The following is a 16,365-nucleotide window of genomic DNA, read 5'->3' on the forward strand; positions in this document are numbered from 1 at the left end:
ACAGGCCGGGTCTTTTTCTTTGTCAGGCTGGCAACGCGCCAGTCAAAACATAGCGCAACATTTCGACAACTTGCTGCGGTTCCTCCGCCACCGCAAGCGCAGCAGCATCAACCTCTTTCAATGCATGCTGATGATCGGCCCCGTGCAACACGATCAGCGACTTGCCCAATGCTGCCGCGTACCCAGCATCAAAAGCGGCATTCCATTGCTTGTATTTCTCACCAAACCGGACAACCACAACATCCGCATCCTCAATCCCCTTGCGGGTCCGTATAGCGTTCAACTTTGCGCCTTTATGATCGTGCCAAAACTTGTTTGGCTCCGCACCAAGAATACGCACGCCACAGTCATCGCTCGCATCGTGATCGGTCACTGGGCTGCTGAACTGCACGTCCAGTTCCTTTGATCCCTCGATGATTTGCTCGCGCCAATCGGTATGAATCTCGCCGGACAAATAGACCTTCAGCGTCATGGGTGCCTCCATTGTTTGTGAAGCCGCGCACCCTAAGCATTCTCGCTCCGAGGTCCACCCATCCGCTAACTATGAAACGTGTTTTCATTGTCTTTGAATTCCCGCGTCGAATTGCGTAGCGGATAGGGTGTCTCTGGCACAGGCACACCAAGATGCGCACAGAGCGGCCCCCAGCCGCTGCCAATTTCATAAACCAGCAATCGCCCTGGAGGGACTGCCGCCTTCACCTTGGCGACATTCGCTTCATAAACGGCGATGGCGTGTTCTTTGTCATGCGGCCGGCCCGAAAAGACCTGTTGATGGATCAGCGCCCACCCAAGTGAGGCTTTATCCTGGGAGTATTGAATGTTCGGCAAAATGGTCTTGGAAAAACTGTTCCACCAACTTTCCGCGTCCCGCCATGTCAGGATCACCTTTGCCTCTGGGAAAGCATCAACCAACTCCGGCCAATAGGCTGCGCTCGGCCAGTCCACACAAGACTGGAAGCCGTCGAAGAGTGCATCCCAATCCGGGGCCGCACCTCCAGCCAACGCCCGCCATAGTGCGCGTTGATGGTCGCTGGCAAAAATCTCGAACATGTGATGGCATGGCCCAAATCTGAGTATCCCCAATGCTTCGCGCATTGAGTCCGTCCCCGTTCGGCCAAAACCCGTTCCGATGACTTGAAGTGCCATGCTGACCTCCCTTTTCAGGGAGGTTAGCACAGTTTCAGATACACGCTATGCGCGTAATGAGCCGCCCGTTGCCTTTGCAACTTTCGCGATGATCTTCGCACTGACTGCTTCGATATCGGCCTCTTTCAGCGTCGCGTCACGCGGCTGTAAGCGCACGGTGATGGCGAGCGATTTCTTTCCTTCGCCAAGGCTCCCACCGATAAATTCATCAAAGACGCGCACATCTTCGATCAGCGCTTTATCCGCACCTGCAGCAGCATTCACCAGCGTCAGCGCCTCAACACCGGCATCGACGACAAACGCAAAGTCGCGCTCAATAGCTTGCAGATCGGAGGCGCCCAATGCAGGCCGCGCAGCCGATTTATTCTTCGGCATCGGGACGTCTTCCGGCCAAATGGTGAAGGCTACTGCCGCGCCTTTAATGTCCAACGCCTTCAACACTTTCGGATGCAGTTCGCCGAACACGCCCAGAACCTTCTTCGGGCCAAGGCAGATTTGCCCGTGCCGCCCGGGGTGCCACCACTCAGCGCCGTTACGCATGATTTGAACCTTGGTAGGCGCACCGATGGCCGCGAGCACGGCCTCGGCATCGGCCTTCGCATCGAACACGTCGACGGTGCGCGATGCGCCGTGTACATCCTTCGATGCAGTCCGCCCCACCAGTAGGCCCGAGATTTGCAACTGCTCCTCTCCCGGCTCGCCACCGTGGAATGCGTGGCCGCATTCGAACAGTGCCAAATCCATGAAGCCCCGCGCCTGATTTCGCGCCGCCGCGCGTAATAGACCAGGCAGCAGATCAGGGCGCATATGGCTCTTGTCGCTGGCAATCGGATTTTCCAGCTTGGTCGCGTCATCGCCACCGCCAAACAGCGCGGCCGCTTCACGGTCGATAAAGCTGTAGGTCACGCATTCATTATAACCCAGCGCCGCAGCCGTCCGCCGCGCCGCCGTCGCCCGAACCTGCGCAGGCGTCAGGATTGGCTTGGGAACGCCCGCCGTTACGCGCGGCAGCGGCTTGCCTTCCAGCTTTGTCAGCGAGGCAATGCGCGCAACTTCCTCAACCAAATCAGCCTCGCCTTGCACGTCAGGCCGCCAGCTCGGGACGTGCGCCATATTGCCTTCCATGCGGAAGCCAAGTGCGGAGAGCGTCTGCCGCTGCTCGGCTTCTGAGATTTCCATCCCGACAAGGCTGACAACCCGCTTCGGGTCCAGCTTATAGGCGCGGGAATGATCCGGAACGGCGCCAGCCATCACCACTTCGGATGCCTCGCCACCCGCATGATCAACAATCATCCGGACAGCACGCTCCAATCCCTCAAGAGTGAACTCGGGGTCAACGCCCCGCTCGAAGCGATAACGTGCATCCGAATGAATCTTCAGCGCCCGTCCTGTAAGAGCAATATTCACCGGCTCCCAGTAGGCGCTCTCGACAAACACATTCACCGTCTCATCTGTGCAGCCGGAATGCTCACCACCCATAATACCGGCGAGGCTCTCGACGCCATTATTGTCCGAAATGGCAATCATGCCTTCCTGCAAAGTGTAGGTCTTTTCATCCAGCGCGAGGAAACTCTCGCCACCCTGCGCCGCATGCACCCGCAGATCACCCTTCACCTTATCCGCATCAAAGACGTGAAGCGGGCGGTTGCAGTCATAGGTGAAGAAGTTGGTCACATCGACTAGGAACGAGATCGGCCGCAACCCAATCGCCTTAAGCCGGTCCTGAAGCCATTGTGGCGACGGTCCATTCTTGACGCCCTTGATCAAACGGCCACTGAAAAAGGGTGCTTTTTCTAGGCAATCATCATCAATAGATACTTTTAGATCACTTTCAAAACTTGCTGGAACAGCCTCGATTGAAACAGGCTTCCGCTTGCCCAAACCACGCGCAGCGAGATCACGCGCAATCCCCTCGACGCCTAGTGCATCCTGCCGGTTGGGTGTAATCGCGATTTCGATCACCGGATCAACCTTGGTAGGATCGTTCGCCGCAAGCCAATCAATGAATTTCTGACCAACCTCACCTGACGGCAGCTCAATGATCCCCGTATGCTCGTCCGACAGTTCAAGCTCGCGCTCAGAGGCCATCATCCCGTGGCTCTCGACGCCGCGAATTTTCCCGACCGAAAGGGTAACATCAATCCCGGGCACATAGTCCCCTGGTTTGGCAAGGACGACGGTAATCCCCGCCCGCGCATTAGGTGCGCCACAAACGATCTGCTTGTCGCCTTCGTCCGTCTCTACCGTGCAAACGCGCAGGCGGTCTGCATCGGGGTGCTGCTCGGCAGATTTGACCTTCGCGATAGTGAAACTGGCCAGCTTCTGTGCCGGATTTTCAACTCCCTCTACCTCAAGACCAAGATCGGTCAAAGTATCGAGGATCTCCTCCAAAGAGGCCTCGGTTTCAAGATGCTCCTTGAGCCAAGAAAGTGTGAACTTCATCGCTTCCGCCCCGCGGTAATAGACTGTCTCGTGGGGCTTTATCGGATTACGAGGCGGTGGGAAAGGGTGTGCGCCCTTCCACCAGCGCCAACCATGCGATCAATTCGGCTGCGCGGCGTTCATGCTGCAAATGAGACGTTTCCACCCCCAACCGCGCGAGCACTTCCGCATCCTCCAAGCCGGTTTCCAAATCGCTGATCAAAGCTTCGCACCCGACGAAAATTCCATCAACCTTAAGCAAACGCGCAAGATCGTGCGGCGTCAGTTCTGGATGATACTGCGTTCCCCAAAAACACACTCCCTGACGCTCATAGACAAAGCCCTGAACGGGGCTATGTGCGTTGCTGACGATCAGCTGCGCACCTTCCGGCAGGTCCTCCACTTCATCCCGATGAGTGCAAAGCGCCGCGTCACCTGCACACCGCCCTCGCGCCATCGGGTGCTCCGGTGCAGCGGGCATCAATCCCAGAGCAAATCCGGTTTCAAGTCCATTCGGAGAGGCCCGCACCGAACCGCCCAACATCACCGCCGCGAGCTGCATGCCGTTGCACGAACCCCAGATCGGCTTCCCTGCTTCAAGCGCTTGCGTAAAGGCCGCGCGGGCAGATGCGCCCTCTGGTGCATCTGCCGCCCAAGCCACGCCAGCGCCTGTGAAAACGACGCCATCTGCCGCAGCAAACAATTCTGCTGCAAGCGGTCCATCGTACGGGTTCACCCGTTCGCACCACACTTCCGGCGCGATAGCGGCAAAGGTCTGCACAAAAGGCTCCGCCCACGCATAGCCCTGCGCCACGAGATCGGGCGTATTACCTTCAATAATCAAAAGCGATGTCATACGGGCCACTCCAGCAGAATGGCCCGTTATTAGGTCGAACAATGCGTCAGCGCCGCATCATTTGCGGCATATGATCATCCGTTCTGCGACCGAACAGCCGTTAGCGGTTCAATCCACCATGGAGATTTGGCTGATCAAGGCTCGCAAAGCCGTAGTGTCGCAGCCAGCGCAAGTCAGCGTCGAAGAAGGCACGCAGATCGGGGATGCCGTATTTCAGCATCGCGATCCGGTCGATCCCGATACCGAATGCAAATCCCTGCCATTCCTGCGGGTCAATGCCTGCATTCTGCAACACCTTCGGGTGCACCATGCCAGAGCCCAGAACCTCAAGCCAGTCATCGCCTTCGCCAACAGTAACCGAGCCATTCTCCCAGCGGCACTGCACATCCACCTCCGCCGAAGGCTCGGTGAACGGGAAATGCGAGGCACGGAAACGTGTCTTCACCCGCTTGCCAAAGAAGGCCGACAGGAATTCCTCAAGCACCCATTTCAAGTTCGCCATCGAGATGTCTTTGTCGATCGCCAAGCCCTCGACCTGGTGGAACATCGGCGTATGGGTCTGGTCATAATCCGCGCGGTACACGCGACCCGGCGCGATCACCCGAATGGGCGCGCCGATCTTTTCCATCGCGCGGATTTGCACGGGGCTTGTATGCGGGCGCAGCACATGCGGCGGGCGGTCGTCGCCTTCGGCGCGGTGCATATAGAACGTGTCCATCTCGGCGCGGGCAGGGTGATGGCCCGGGATATTAAGCGCGTCGAAACTGTACCAATCGCTGTCGATCTGCGGCCCCTCGGCCACGGCAAAGCCCATATCGGCAAAAATCGCCGACAGTTCTTCGCTCACCTGGCTGATCGGGTGGATCGTTCCCTGCCGCCGGTGCCGCGCAGGGAGCGTCACATCCAGCCACTCGCCCCGCAGGCGCTCGTCAAGTGCGGCATCTTCCAGCGCGACCTTCTTGGCGGTCAACGCGCTGTTGATCTCGTCTTTCAGCGCATTCAGGGCCGGTCCCATGACCTGCCGTTCTTCCGGCGTCATCTTCCCCAGCTCGCGCATCTTCAGCGCGACCTCGCCCTTCTTCCCAACGGCTTGCAGGCGGATATCTTCCAGCGCAGCTTCGTCAGCTGCATTTCCGATCAGGCCAAGGTATTTGCTTTTCAGGTCGTCCATGCCACGCCTCGTTTCCTTCGTCTCAGCGCAAGTAACGCGGGGAAGCTACGCTTGCAAGGCTCTGCCCCGCCCACAAAGAAAAACCGCGGCCCAGTGATGGACCGCGGCACTTATTCTCCGGTGCGTGGCGTCTTAGGCCAGCGCTGCCTTCGCCTTGGCAACGATTGTGCCAAATGCTTCCGGCTCGTTCACGGCCAGATCGGCCAGAACTTTACGGTCCACTTCGATCCCAGCCTTCGCAAGGCCGTTGATGAAGCGGGAATATGTCAACTCAGCATCGATCGCGCGAACACCGGCGTTGATACGCTGGATCCAAAGCGAACGGAAATTACGCTTACGCACCTTGCGGTCACGGGTTGCGTACTGATTGGCCTTATCCACGGCCTGACGAGCGACCTTAAAGGTCCGGCTGCGACGGCTGTAGTAACCTTTTGCCGCGTCAAGAACCTTCTTGTGACGGCGATGGGCGACGGTTCCACCTTTGGTACGGGACATTGATCAGGCCTCCTTAACGCGAATAGGGCATCATCGGCTTGATGATACCTTCATCAGCCTTGCTCAGTGTCGTGGTGCCACGGGCATCACGAATGAACTTTGTGGTACGCTTGATCATGCCGTGGCGCTTACCCGCCTGGCCTGCTTTGATGCGGCCAGAGGCCGTCACCTTGAACCGCTTTTTGCAGCTCGACTTGGTCTTCATCTTGGGCATTTCCGTCTCCTATTGTCGAACGGTCGTTATGCGCGACTCGGCATGCCACATTGGCCGGACGCGCGGTTAGAGCGGGCCGTATAAGCGGCGGCCCGCGAAATGGCAAGGGGCTTTAGTCTGCCTGCGATGCGTAGAGCAGCTTTTCCGAACAAGGCGCCACCCGCACGATATTCGTCGAACCCGGCGTGTTGAATGGCACACCCGCTGTCACCACGATCATATCGCTTTCGGTCGCCAGCCCCTCATCTTTCGCAGCATGAACAGCGGCAATAACTGCGGATTTAAAGCGGTCCACATTGCCCGTAATCACGCAGTTTGTCCCCCATGACAGGCACAAGCGGCGCGCAGTCGCCTCAACGGATGTCAAAGCAATGATCGGCACACGCGGACGCTCGCGCGACACAAGAAGCGCAGTCGTTCCCGATTGCGAGAAACAACAAATTGCTTTGACCTGAGTCGTCTCCGCGATTTCACGCGCAGCAGCAACAATACCATCAGCCACGCTGTTGCGCTCCGCGCGACGGCTCGATTCGATAATGTCACGATAGGTCGGATCTGCCTCCACTTCGCAAGCAACGTTGTTCATCGTCGTCACAGCCTCGACAGGGTACTGCCCCGCAGCAGACTCGGCAGACAACATGATCGCATCTGCACCTTCATAGATCGCCGTCGCCACGTCAGAGACTTCGGCGCGGGTCGGCATCGGGCTTTCGATCATTGACTCTAGCATCTGCGTCGCGACGATCACTGGCTTGGCCGCCGCGCGGCACTTGCGCACAAGCTGCTTCTGGATCGGCGGCACGTTCTGCACCGGCAGTTCGACACCCAGATCACCACGCGCAACCATAATTCCGTCGGATACTGCCAGAATATCGTCAAATGCCTTCACCGCCGCCGGTTTCTCGATTTTCGAAAGCACCGCTGCGCGGCCTTTGGCCAGTTTGCGGGCCTCGTCCACGTCAGCAGGGCGCTGCACGAATGAAAGCGCCAACCAATCAACGCCAAGATCACAAACAAACTCGAGGTCTTTGCGATCCTTCTCCGACAGAGCAGCAAGGGGAAGCACCACATCCGGCACGTTTACGCCCTTCCGGTTCGAGATGGTGCCACCGACCACGACTTCACAATCAGCAAAATCGCGCCCGCAATCCTTAACCTTCAGGCGGATCTTGCCGTCGTTCACCAGAAGTGTCGCGCCCGGCTCCAACGCATCAAAAATCTCTTTATGCGGAAGCTGAACACGCCGCGCATCACCCGGTTCATCGCTCAGATCGAGGCGGAAGGATGCGCCGATTTCCAGCTCTTCTTCACCATTAGCAAACGCGCCAACGCGCAGCTTCGGCCCTTGAAGGTCTGCCAGAATAGCAATCGGAGATCCGACGTCCTTCTCAACTTTGCGAATAATCGCATGCCGTTCGGCAATTTCAGAATGCTCGCCGTGGCTCATATTAAGCCGGAAAACATCCGCGCCCGCCTCAACCAGCGCCCTGATCATCTCGTAATCTGACGATGCCGGACCAAGCGTGGCCACGATTTTCACATTGCGATGCCGTCTCATGCGACGTTCCTCTTTCTCAATATTTTCAGGCGGCGTTAGCGGTAACGCCCGTTTGCTGCCCTTATACGCATTTCCATTCCAGTCACAACTGCCCTAAATACATCAAGGATTGGTGACAGGCATCGGACCGCATTTATGGCACACCCGCCCTTCCATGTTTTTGGCGCAGAGCGCAACGGCCGTTGGCTCGTCACATGCGACCACGCGAGCAACTTTGTGCCCGATTGGATCAATGGTGGCGATCTAGGCCTCCCGCCCGAGGATATGCGGCGCCATATCGCCTATGATGTCGGTGCGGCAGGCCTAGCCAAAGCTTTGGCAGATGCCCTAGACAGCCCCGCGATCCTCTCCGATTTCTCCCGTCTGGTGATCGACCCCAATCGCGGCGCTGACGACCCGACCCTCCTGATGAAGCTCTATGACGGCTCGATCATCCCCGCCAACCGTCACGCCGGAGCGGAAGAGTTACAACGACGCATGGATCGGCTCTACACGCCCTACCATAACGCCCTCGGTGAAATTGCCGCGCGGCGCAGCGATACAGTGATCCTTTCAATCCACAGCTTCACGCCGCAGCTGCGCGGCCGCCCGCCCCGCCCTTGGCAGGTGGGCGTACTCTATTCCCACCGCGACGAGCGGTTGGCCCGTACGACGCTCGCGCGGCTGAATGCCGAGGCGGACCTTTGCGTTGGTGACAACGAGCCATATAGCGGCCATCTGCCCGGCGACGCGGTTGACCGTCACTCCTTGCAGCACGGGCGCCCGAACGTCTTGATCGAACTGCGCAACGATCTCATATCAGATGAAACCGGCCAAAAGGCATGGGCCACCCGCCTAGCGCCTTTGTTGGAAGCCGCGCTCGCCGACAGCGGCCTCTGACCCCTCAACGAAAAGGATCCCAACCGATGGACGACCAGACCCGCATCGAACTCGAAGCCGCCGCTTTCCGCCGCCTGCGTCAGCATTTGATGGAAGATCGCACCGACGTGCAGAATATCGACCTGATGAACCTCGCCGGTTTCTGCCGCAACTGCCTGTCCCGCTGGTATCAGGAAGCCGCCAATGAACGCGGCATCGAAATGAGTAAGGAAGAAGGGCGCGAGATTTTCTACGGCATGCCGATGTCGGAATGGAAAGCCAAATATCAGACGGATGCGTCGTCAGAGAAGCAGGCCGCGTTTAAAGTAGCTTTCAAAGATAGCGTGCTGAAGGAAAACGGCTGAGTATATCTGCGCCGTGACGCACCAACTCTGTTCGAAATCAAAAGTATATGTGCATTTCAATATGCAGTATCTTGGGATCAATTCAGCAAGAGGATTGATCCATGACACGAATGCCAACCTACTTCATCTCGCATGGCGGTGGGCCGTGGCCATGGATCCCCTCCATGCGGTCCGAGCTTGCGCCACTCGAGCAAAGCCTCTCAGCGATCCCATCTGAACTGCCGGAAAGGCCCAAAGCGATCCTGATGGTGTCCGGCCATTGGGAGGGCGCCGACTACGCCGTCATGCACGCACCAAAGCCGCCTATGGTCTATGATTACTCAGGATTCCCACCCGAAACCTATGATATCGTTTACCCGGCCGACGGCGCGCCCGATCTGGCCGAAAAGACCGCGCAACTGATCGCTGATGCTGGTCTGCCAACATCACTCGATGACCGCCAAGGCTTTGATCACGGCACCTTCGTGCCAGCCTATCTGATGTATCCAGATGCCGACGTGCCACTTTTTCAGGTGTCGATGCGCGCTCATTACGATCCGGCCGAGCACTTTGCGCTTGGCCGCGCATTGTCCCCACTGCGTGACGAGGGCGTCGTGATCATCGGCTCGGGCTTGAGCTACCACAACCTGCGCCTCTTTGGTCCCAGCGCGAAGGAACCGTCGCATGCGTTCGACACTTGGCTGACCCAAACACTCGACACCCCGCCGCAGGCCCGCACCAAAAGCCTGATTGATTGGGAATCTGCCCCCCACGCGCGCACCTGTCATAAACAAGAGGACCATCTCGTGCCGCTGTTCGTGGCGCTCGGCGCCGGCGAGGATGGGGCCGCCACAAAGACCTACTATCAAGAAGGCATCTTTGGCGGCGTGACGGCATCTAGCTGGCGGTTCAATTAACTGGTTCAAAATCGGTCGGGAAAGCAGCTCATCATGGCCTGCACATCCTCGGCTGATGAAAACGCTTCGGGATTGCGGTCAAGCATCTCGTTTACAAAAGCGCGGCGCGCCCGGGTTTCTTCCTCCAAAGAAACGCGCGGCCGCCGCCCTTTCGGGAGCAATCCAAAGATCAGTTTGTTCCAAGATGGCAAAGCAAAAATCGGATGAAGTGTGTTGGTCGGGCTGGTCATCGTTCGGTCCTCTCTGCTGATGTCATCAGGTTAGGCACCGACTCAAAACAGTGGTATCCGCCGCAAATTTGTGCTGTTATTCAAAAATGAATAGCGATGTATTCGACTGGGCCGATATTCGGGTTTTTCTCGCGGTCCTGCGACACGGCTCAACGTTGGCCGCAGCGCGGGCGCTAGACATTGCACAACCCACTGTCGCACGGCGGATCGACCGGTTCGAACACAGCATTGGCCTGACTCTCTTCGAGCGCGACACGCGCGGCTTTCATCCCACAGACGCCGCACGCACCCTGCTTCCGCTGGCCGAGAGTTTAGAGGCCGCAGCCACAGCCCTGTCATTGCAAATAACAGACCTGCGGCAAACACGACCTATCCGCCTGACCGCTTTCTCGCAAAACCTCTCTGGCCGCGTGCTGGAAATCCTCGATGGGTTCCACACCCTCCACCCCGAAATCACCCTCGAATTTCTTCCCTCCACCCGCCCCTACGACCTGTTGGCAGGGGAGGCCGATGTGGCAATCCGGCTAACGCGCAGCACGCCGGAACCCAATTTGATCCAGCGCCATGTCAGCACGGCAAAATTCGCCATGTTCGCCGCGCCCTCATACATTGCGAAATACGGACGACCAAAAGCTTTGGACAATCTCAAGGGTCACAAGTTCTTGTCTTTCAAACGCGATGACTCGCCGCCAGCCTTCCACAATTGGCTGATCGAACGCGTTGGTCCAGAACAGATCACGGCCACCTTCAGCGAACTTGAACTGGCTCATGCAGCCCTGCGGGCCGGTCGCGGCATAGCGATCACAAATATCCGACTGATGGAAAATGACCCCAGCGTTGTTCAGTGTTCGGAGCCAATAGAAGAGCTTAACGCCGAACACCTGATCCTCACCTCGCCCGCAGCCTACCGCCGGCCGGAGGTCAAAGCCTTCATCAAATTTTTTGCGCCACGCTACACCGCGCTCTTTCGCTAGTGGCCGGTATCGGCGGCGCTCCTCTTCACCGCCAAAACCTGCCGCGCCACCTCCTGCAAATGCGGAGCGTCCGTTCCGCAGCACCCTCCAGTCACATTGATATGTGGAAACCGCCGCACGACGTCACCCATCTGCTGGCCAAGCTCAACCGGATCGCCCTCCTCCAGATGCCCGAGCTTGCACAAAATGCCATGATCCAATGAGGACGCATTGGGCCTGATCCCTCTGAGTCGCTTCATCCACGGGCCAGTCACCTCAAGGGCTGGCTCGAAATCGACAGGATGATTGCAATTGATCATGTAGAACGCAGGTGCTGCACCCGTCGCTTCTTCGACAGCGCTGATCGCATCGCCCAGCGTCGGTCCGGTTTTGAGCACCGCATCCGAATTCAGCGAAAAGGACATGATTATCGGCACGCCTGCCGCTTTCGCCGCACGCACCACGCCGATGGCTTCGTCCACATGGTTGAACGTCAGTGCCGAAACAAAATCCGCCCCGCCGTTCTTCGCAGTCGCAATCTGTATGGAGTGGTATTCTTCCGCCTCATCCGCTGACATGGAAAGACCCGCATCATAGGCATCGCCACGCGGGCCAATGCAACAGCCAACGGGGATCGGGGCAGCCTCGCTCGCATATTCGCGCGACAGTTCAGCGTAAATATCCAGCCCCTTCAACGTCAGATCCTCCAACTCGGCCGGAAACATGCCGAGCAGTGTTCCCCAATCGGGGCTAGAGCGATAATGAACCCCATCCAGAAGATGGCCCACCCCAAATTCCTGCGCGACTTCGATCAGGCCGCGGTGATAGGCGATCAGGTCATCGACAAACCTGTCATCCTTTAGCAGCTCGAACAGGCAGAAATGCCGAAGCTCCCACCCTTTCTTGTACATCAAAGTGGTCTCGATCCCCGCTTCCGTCAGGAAAAGCGGGTCAGAATCGTTGGGCAAACGACGCGTTGGGTCTGGCATGGCAGTCTCCTTTGGACACCCGCCAGCCTATCACTGCACCGTCAAATAACCAAAATCAGATGGCAGCCTTACGGCTTTCCTCTAGATAGATCTCCCGCAGGCGCGGAGCCACCGAGCCGGGCGTCCCATCGCCCAGCGTCACGCCGTCGATTTCAACCACCGGCATCACAAAGGTCGATGCAGAGGTAATGAAAGCCTCATCAGCCGCCTTTGCCTCGTCGATGGTGAACGAGCGCTCCTCCACCTCCATCTGCGCCTCACGCGCAAAGCGCAGCACCGCCGCACGGGTGATTCCGTGTAGAATGTCGTTCGAAAGGGCGCGGGTGATGATCTTGTTACCCTGCACGATATAAGCGTTGTTCGAGGTGCCTTCAGTGACGAAGCCATCTTCGATCATCCACGCATCGTCGGCACCGGCTTTCTTCGCCATCATCTTACCCATCGACGGGTACAACAGCTGCACTGTCTTAATGTCCCGCCGACCCCAGCGGACATCCTCGATAGAGATGACCTTGATGCCTTTCTGCGCAACGGGGCTTTCTGCCAATCCGGGTTTGGACTGGGTGAACAGCACCAATGTCGGCTTCACCACCTCGGGATCAGGGAATACGAAATCACGATCACCGGCCGATCCACGGCTGACTTGCAGATAGATCATCCCGTCTGTGATGTCATTGCGCACCACCAGCTCCCGATGGATTTCCAACAGCGAATCGAATGCCTCGGGCTTGGGGATGTCCAGTTCGTTCAGCGACCGCTCAAGACGCGCCAAATGCCCGTCAAAATCGATCAGCTTTCCACCCAGAACCGAAGTCACCTCATACACACCGTCAGCCATCAGGAACGAACGGTCAAAGATTGAAACCGTAGCCTCTTCTTCAGGGAGGTAAGCGCCATTGACGTAAACTGTGCGGGACATTGCATCGATCCTTTCAGGTTTTCTCTGCATTGCCGCGCGGCGGCGCGAAGGTCAAGCCACTGGCGTATCAGCCCCAGAGAGCGGCAACAGGCGGATGCACACCCTTCGCGTCGAAAACCAGCGCCGGATCACGGTCCTCCGCCAGCAACAGCGGCCCATCCAGATCGGTGAACATGACGCCTTGCGCCACCAGTGTCGCAGGGGCCATTGCCAGCGAACTGCCGACCATACAGCCCACCATGATGCCAAAGCCAGCGGCCTGTGCGTCAGTTTTCAATGCAAGTGCTTCGGTAAGGCCACCTGTCTTGTCGAGCTTGATGTTGACCACGTCATATTTGCCTTTCAGCGCTGGTAGGCTGGCGCGATCATGGCAGCTTTCGTCGGCGCACACCGGCAGCGGCCGCGCAATCTCGGCCAGCATATCATCCGCGCCCGCAGGTAAAGGCTGCTCCACCAATGCCACCCCGAGCCGAACAAGATGCGGCGCCAGATCGGCATAAATGTCAGCGGTCCAGCCCTCATTTGCATCCACGATGATCCGCGCCTGCGGGGCGCCGCGCCGCACAGCTTCGAGCCGCGCCATATCATCTGCGGTGCCCAGTTTGATCTTCAACAGCGGACGATGCGCATGCTGCCGCGCCTTGGCTTCCATCGCCTCTGGCGTGTCAAGCGACAGCGTAAAGGCCGTCTGCTCCGGCGCTGGGGCGGGTAAACCAGCCAGCTCCCAAACCCGCTTGCCTTCACGCTTTGCCGCATGGTCCCAGAAGGCACAATCCAGCGCATTGCGGGCAGCCCCAGCGGGAAGCGCATCCTGCAAATCTGCCCACGCTCCGTCAAAGCCTTCGATCTGCACGATCACGCTTTCAAGCGTTTCATCGTAGCGGGCGTAAGGCACACATTCGCCACGCCCCGTTACCTTGCCATCATTCACAGTCACGGTCAGCACTTCAGCCGCCGTCCGTGACCCACGCGAGATCGTAAATACTTCCGCCAAACGAAAAGTCTCGGCACGCACACTGATCCGCACAGGTCTATCCTCCGATCTTCAGGTTCCCAGCTTACAGTGCGGCAAGCGCATCCACCAAACGCCCCGCACCATGGCGGAACGGATCAACGGCAGGCAGGCCCATACGCGCCTCAACCTCGGCCAGATAGGCCGTAGCTTCGTCGTCGCTCATCGCCTTGGTATTGACCGAAATGCCCACGACCTTGCAATCGGGGTTCGCGATTCGCGCCAACGGCAGAGCCATATCCCGCAGCGCCTCAAGCGATGGCAGCTGATAATCCGGCAAACCCCGCATGTGCTTGCGCGATGGTTCGTGGCTGAGGATGAGCGCATCCGGTTGCCCGCCATGAATGAGCGCCATCGTCACACCCGAGTACGACACATGGAACAGGCTCCCCTGTCCTTCGATGATGTCCCAATGATCCGCGTCATTGTCGGGCGTCAGCCATTCAACGGCTCCGGCCATGAAATCGGCTACAACCGCATCGAGCGGCACACCCTCACCTGTGATCAGAATGCCTGTCTGCCCCGTGGCACGGAAAGAGGATTTCATCCCACGCGCCCGCATCTCGGCATCAATGGCCAGAGCGGTATACATCTTTCCAACCGAGCAATCAGTGCCAACCGCCAACACCCGCTTGCCTGTACGCTTCTTGCCATTAGCAATCGGGTACTGGATCGTCGGGATGCGGACGTCGAACATCTGGCGCCCCTCGGCTTCGGCCACCGCCACCAGCTCTGGCTCGTCGCCCAGAAGGTTGTGCAGACCGCTGGCAAGGTCAAAGCCCATGCGCAACGCTTCAATCAAGACTTCTTTCCAAGCGGCGCTAATCACCCCGCCGCGATTGGCCACGCCAACCACCAGCGTCTGCGCACCGGCATCACGCGCTTCCTGCAACGTCATGTCCGGCACACCGACATCTGCGCCACAACCCGCCATACGGAACTGACCGACCGCATATTCCGGTCGCCAGTCTTTGATACCTTGCGCAACCTTCGCCGCGAGGTCGTCCGGCGCATCACCGAGAAACAGCAAGTAGGGCGTCTTGATCATTGTGGCCTCCATGTCCGTACAATCCGATAAATCGCAGCGAACCTGCGGGATGGCATCCCTAAATCAGCAAAAAATCAAAATTTTTCGGGCAATCATTCGATTGATGAACCCTTTTGCACAATTTTCTGTCGCAAAATCTCCGCACCGCGAATCTTTTCGCCTTGCAGCGCGATAAATTTCTGCACCTGCGAAATGATCCTTGAATGCTGCGGCGCAATAATCTACCCAAACTGGGACCAAGATTGAAACTTCATTGCCGGAGCACCCATGTCCTTCCGTATCCAGCCTACGCCGCCTGCTCGCCCAAACCGTTGCCAGCTGTTCGGCCCCGGCTCGCGCCCTGCGATCTTCGAGAAAATGGCCGCCAGCGCCGCAGATGTGATCAATCTGGACCTCGAGGATTCGGTCGCCCCGAGCGACAAGGATCAGGCGCGTCAAAACGTGATCGACGCTATCGGCAGCATCGATTGGGGCACGAAGACCCTTTCCGTTCGCATCAACGGGCTTGATACCCCGTATTGGTATCGCGATGTTGTCGATCTGCTGGAGAACGCGAGCGACCGCCTCGATCAGATCATGATCCCCAAGGTTGGCTGCGCTGCCGATCTCTACGCGGTCGATGCGCTTGTCACGGCTGTCGAACGCGCCAAAGGCCGCACAAAACCCATCGCCTTCGAAGTGATCATCGAGTCCGCCGCCGGAATCGCCCATGTCGAAGAAATCGCCGCCGCCTCACCGCGCCTGCAAGCGATGAGCCTCGGCGCTGCCGATTTCGCCGCCTCTATGGGGATGCAGACAACCGGCATCGGCGGCACGCAGGAAAATTACTACATGCAGCACGGCGAAAACCGTCACTATTCCGACCCTTGGCATTGGGCGCAAGCTGCCATCGTCGCCGCCTGCCGCACGCATGGCGTCTTGCCCGTTGATGGGCCCTTCGGCGATTTCTCCGATGACGAAGGCTTCCGCGCTCAAGCCCGCCGCTCCGCCACTTTGGGCATGGTGGGAAAGTGGGCCATCCACCCCAAGCAGGTCACGCTGTCGAACGAGGTTTTCACCCCATCTGAAGAGGCCGTCACCGAAGCCCGCGAGATTTTGCAAGCGATGGAGGATGCCAAGGCCCGAGGCGAAGGCGCCACGGTTTACAAGGGCCGCCTCGTTGATATCGCATCGATCAAACAGGCCGAAGTCATCGTCCGTCAGGCAGAGATGATTACCGGATAAACGCTTCCCG

18 protein-coding genes are annotated in these 16,365 nt (G+C 58.3%); 5 read left to right on the top strand and 13 right to left on the bottom strand.

Translation table 11 applies throughout. The features are described from left to right. Positions 1–22: 22 nt before the first annotated feature. From AB1E42_RS14205 to pyk, 8 genes are all read right to left on the bottom strand, one after another. Positions 23–472, bottom strand: a complete 450-nt coding sequence (locus AB1E42_RS14205; RefSeq protein ID WP_368344889.1) for a YtoQ family protein — start codon at positions 470–472, stop codon at positions 23–25. Between the two features lie 65 nt (positions 473–537). After that, the gene (locus AB1E42_RS14210) at positions 538–1,146 is read right to left on the bottom strand and encodes a sulfotransferase family protein (protein WP_368344890.1); all 609 of its coding nucleotides are present in this window, start codon (positions 1,144–1,146) and stop codon (positions 538–540) included. A gap of 45 nt (positions 1,147–1,191) precedes the next feature. Continuing rightward, positions 1,192–3,588 (bottom strand): phenylalanine--tRNA ligase subunit beta, encoded by a 2,397-nt coding sequence (gene pheT / locus AB1E42_RS14215; RefSeq protein ID WP_368344891.1) that lies wholly within the window; start codon positions 3,586–3,588, stop codon positions 1,192–1,194. A 46-nt stretch (positions 3,589–3,634) separates the two neighbouring features. Next, the gene (locus AB1E42_RS14220; RefSeq protein WP_368344892.1) at positions 3,635–4,423 is read right to left on the bottom strand and encodes a gamma-glutamyl-gamma-aminobutyrate hydrolase family protein; all 789 of its coding nucleotides are present in this window, start codon (positions 4,421–4,423) and stop codon (positions 3,635–3,637) included. Positions 4,424–4,523: 100 nt separating this feature from the next. Next, positions 4,524–5,594 (bottom strand): phenylalanine--tRNA ligase subunit alpha, encoded by a 1,071-nt coding sequence (gene pheS, locus AB1E42_RS14225; protein ID WP_368344893.1) that lies wholly within the window; start codon positions 5,592–5,594, stop codon positions 4,524–4,526. A 132-nt stretch (positions 5,595–5,726) separates the two neighbouring features. Further along, positions 5,727–6,089, bottom strand: a complete 363-nt coding sequence (gene rplT, locus AB1E42_RS14230) for a 50S ribosomal protein L20 (RefSeq protein WP_368344894.1) — start codon at positions 6,087–6,089, stop codon at positions 5,727–5,729. A gap of 13 nt (positions 6,090–6,102) precedes the next feature. Further along, positions 6,103–6,303 (bottom strand): 50S ribosomal protein L35, encoded by a 201-nt coding sequence (rpmI, locus tag AB1E42_RS14235; protein ID WP_368344895.1) that lies wholly within the window; start codon positions 6,301–6,303, stop codon positions 6,103–6,105. A gap of 112 nt (positions 6,304–6,415) precedes the next feature. Continuing rightward, positions 6,416–7,861, bottom strand: coding sequence for a pyruvate kinase (gene pyk, locus AB1E42_RS14240; protein WP_368344896.1), 1,446 nt, complete (start codon positions 7,859–7,861; stop codon positions 6,416–6,418). A 135-nt stretch (positions 7,862–7,996) separates the two neighbouring features. On the opposite strand from pyk, the gene AB1E42_RS14245 reads away from it, so the two are divergent. The 3 genes from AB1E42_RS14245 (at position 7,997) to AB1E42_RS14255 (ending at position 9,980) form a co-directional block, all read left to right on the top strand. Continuing rightward, positions 7,997–8,740 (top strand): N-formylglutamate amidohydrolase, encoded by a 744-nt coding sequence (locus AB1E42_RS14245; protein ID WP_368344897.1) that lies wholly within the window; start codon positions 7,997–7,999, stop codon positions 8,738–8,740. Between the two features lie 26 nt (positions 8,741–8,766). Beyond that, positions 8,767–9,084 carry a DUF1244 domain-containing protein gene (locus AB1E42_RS14250; protein WP_368344898.1) on the top strand — a complete coding sequence of 106 codons (318 nt, stop codon included), beginning with the start codon at positions 8,767–8,769 and terminating at the stop codon, positions 9,082–9,084. A gap of 101 nt (positions 9,085–9,185) precedes the next feature. After that, complete coding sequence (locus AB1E42_RS14255) at positions 9,186–9,980, top strand: class III extradiol ring-cleavage dioxygenase (RefSeq protein ID WP_368344899.1); 795 nt, start codon at positions 9,186–9,188, stop codon at positions 9,978–9,980. Positions 9,981–9,985: 5 nt separating this feature from the next. Here AB1E42_RS14255 and AB1E42_RS14260 read toward each other — a convergent pair whose 3' ends face one another. Next, complete coding sequence (locus AB1E42_RS14260; RefSeq protein ID WP_368344900.1) at positions 9,986–10,210, bottom strand: hypothetical protein; 225 nt, start codon at positions 10,208–10,210, stop codon at positions 9,986–9,988. An 86-nt stretch (positions 10,211–10,296) separates the two neighbouring features. Here AB1E42_RS14260 and AB1E42_RS14265 point away from each other — a divergent pair, with 86 nt between their 5' ends. Further along, the gene (locus AB1E42_RS14265) at positions 10,297–11,184 is read left to right on the top strand and encodes a LysR family transcriptional regulator (RefSeq protein ID WP_368344901.1); all 888 of its coding nucleotides are present in this window, start codon (positions 10,297–10,299) and stop codon (positions 11,182–11,184) included. Here the strand turns inward: AB1E42_RS14265 and AB1E42_RS14270 are convergent. The 4 genes from AB1E42_RS14270 to dgcN all read right to left on the bottom strand — a co-directional run bounded on the left by AB1E42_RS14270 (position 11,181) and on the right by dgcN (position 15,131). Beyond that, positions 11,181–12,152 carry a homocysteine S-methyltransferase family protein gene (locus tag AB1E42_RS14270; protein ID WP_368344902.1) on the bottom strand — a complete coding sequence of 324 codons (972 nt, stop codon included), beginning with the start codon at positions 12,150–12,152 and terminating at the stop codon, positions 11,181–11,183. The genes AB1E42_RS14265 and AB1E42_RS14270 overlap by 4 nt on opposite strands. A 55-nt stretch (positions 12,153–12,207) precedes the next feature. Further along, positions 12,208–13,071: a D-amino-acid transaminase gene (locus AB1E42_RS14275; protein WP_368344903.1), complete on the bottom strand. Its 864-nt coding sequence runs from the start codon at positions 13,069–13,071 to the stop codon at positions 12,208–12,210. Positions 13,072–13,138: 67 nt separating this feature from the next. After that, positions 13,139–14,098 carry an N-acetyl-D-Glu racemase DgcA gene (dgcA, locus tag AB1E42_RS14280; protein WP_368344904.1) on the bottom strand — a complete coding sequence of 320 codons (960 nt, stop codon included), beginning with the start codon at positions 14,096–14,098 and terminating at the stop codon, positions 13,139–13,141. A gap of 31 nt (positions 14,099–14,129) precedes the next feature. Next, complete coding sequence (gene dgcN / locus AB1E42_RS14285) at positions 14,130–15,131, bottom strand: N-acetyltransferase DgcN (RefSeq protein ID WP_368344905.1); 1,002 nt, start codon at positions 15,129–15,131, stop codon at positions 14,130–14,132. Between the two features lie 267 nt (positions 15,132–15,398). Between dgcN and AB1E42_RS14290 the strand changes: the two genes are divergently transcribed. Further along, positions 15,399–16,355 (top strand): L-malyl-CoA/beta-methylmalyl-CoA lyase, encoded by a 957-nt coding sequence (locus AB1E42_RS14290; RefSeq protein ID WP_368344906.1) that lies wholly within the window; start codon positions 15,399–15,401, stop codon positions 16,353–16,355. Positions 16,356–16,365: the final 10 nt, after the last annotated feature.

The sequence above is a fragment of the Pelagovum sp. HNIBRBA483 genome, from assembly GCF_040931995.1.
In the GTDB taxonomy this organism is placed as follows: Bacteria; Pseudomonadota; Alphaproteobacteria; order Rhodobacterales; family Rhodobacteraceae; genus JAEPMR01.

Excerpts from the sequence above, each read along its gene's own strand:
- AB1E42_RS14245 (WP_368344897.1), top strand. The coding sequence starts at position 7,997 with ATGGCACACCCGCCCTTCCATGTTTTTGGCGCAGAGCGCAACGGCCGT.
- AB1E42_RS14275 (WP_368344903.1), bottom strand. The coding sequence starts at position 13,071 with ATGTCCCGCACAGTTTACGTCAATGGCGCTTACCTCCCTGAAGAAGAG.
- AB1E42_RS14270 (WP_368344902.1), bottom strand. The coding sequence starts at position 12,152 with ATGCCAGACCCAACGCGTCGTTTGCCCAACGATTCTGACCCGCTTTTC.
- pheS (WP_368344893.1), bottom strand. The coding sequence starts at position 5,594 with ATGGACGACCTGAAAAGCAAATACCTTGGCCTGATCGGAAATGCAGCT.
- AB1E42_RS14265 (WP_368344901.1), top strand. The coding sequence starts at position 10,297 with ATGAATAGCGATGTATTCGACTGGGCCGATATTCGGGTTTTTCTCGCG.
- pheT (WP_368344891.1), bottom strand. The coding sequence starts at position 3,588 with ATGAAGTTCACACTTTCTTGGCTCAAGGAGCATCTTGAAACCGAGGCC.
- AB1E42_RS14255 (WP_368344899.1), top strand. The coding sequence starts at position 9,186 with ATGACACGAATGCCAACCTACTTCATCTCGCATGGCGGTGGGCCGTGG.
- AB1E42_RS14210 (WP_368344890.1), bottom strand. The coding sequence starts at position 1,146 with ATGGCACTTCAAGTCATCGGAACGGGTTTTGGCCGAACGGGGACGGAC.
- dgcN (WP_368344905.1), bottom strand. The coding sequence starts at position 15,131 with ATGATCAAGACGCCCTACTTGCTGTTTCTCGGTGATGCGCCGGACGAC.
- AB1E42_RS14260 (WP_368344900.1), bottom strand. The coding sequence starts at position 10,210 with ATGACCAGCCCGACCAACACACTTCATCCGATTTTTGCTTTGCCATCT.
- AB1E42_RS14290 (WP_368344906.1), top strand. The coding sequence starts at position 15,399 with ATGTCCTTCCGTATCCAGCCTACGCCGCCTGCTCGCCCAAACCGTTGC.
- AB1E42_RS14220 (WP_368344892.1), bottom strand. The coding sequence starts at position 4,423 with ATGACATCGCTTTTGATTATTGAAGGTAATACGCCCGATCTCGTGGCG.
- AB1E42_RS14205 (WP_368344889.1), bottom strand. The coding sequence starts at position 472 with ATGACGCTGAAGGTCTATTTGTCCGGCGAGATTCATACCGATTGGCGC.
- rpmI (WP_368344895.1), bottom strand. The coding sequence starts at position 6,303 with ATGCCCAAGATGAAGACCAAGTCGAGCTGCAAAAAGCGGTTCAAGGTG.
- AB1E42_RS14250 (WP_368344898.1), top strand. The coding sequence starts at position 8,767 with ATGGACGACCAGACCCGCATCGAACTCGAAGCCGCCGCTTTCCGCCGC.
- rplT (WP_368344894.1), bottom strand. The coding sequence starts at position 6,089 with ATGTCCCGTACCAAAGGTGGAACCGTCGCCCATCGCCGTCACAAGAAG.
- pyk (WP_368344896.1), bottom strand. The coding sequence starts at position 7,861 with ATGAGACGGCATCGCAATGTGAAAATCGTGGCCACGCTTGGTCCGGCA.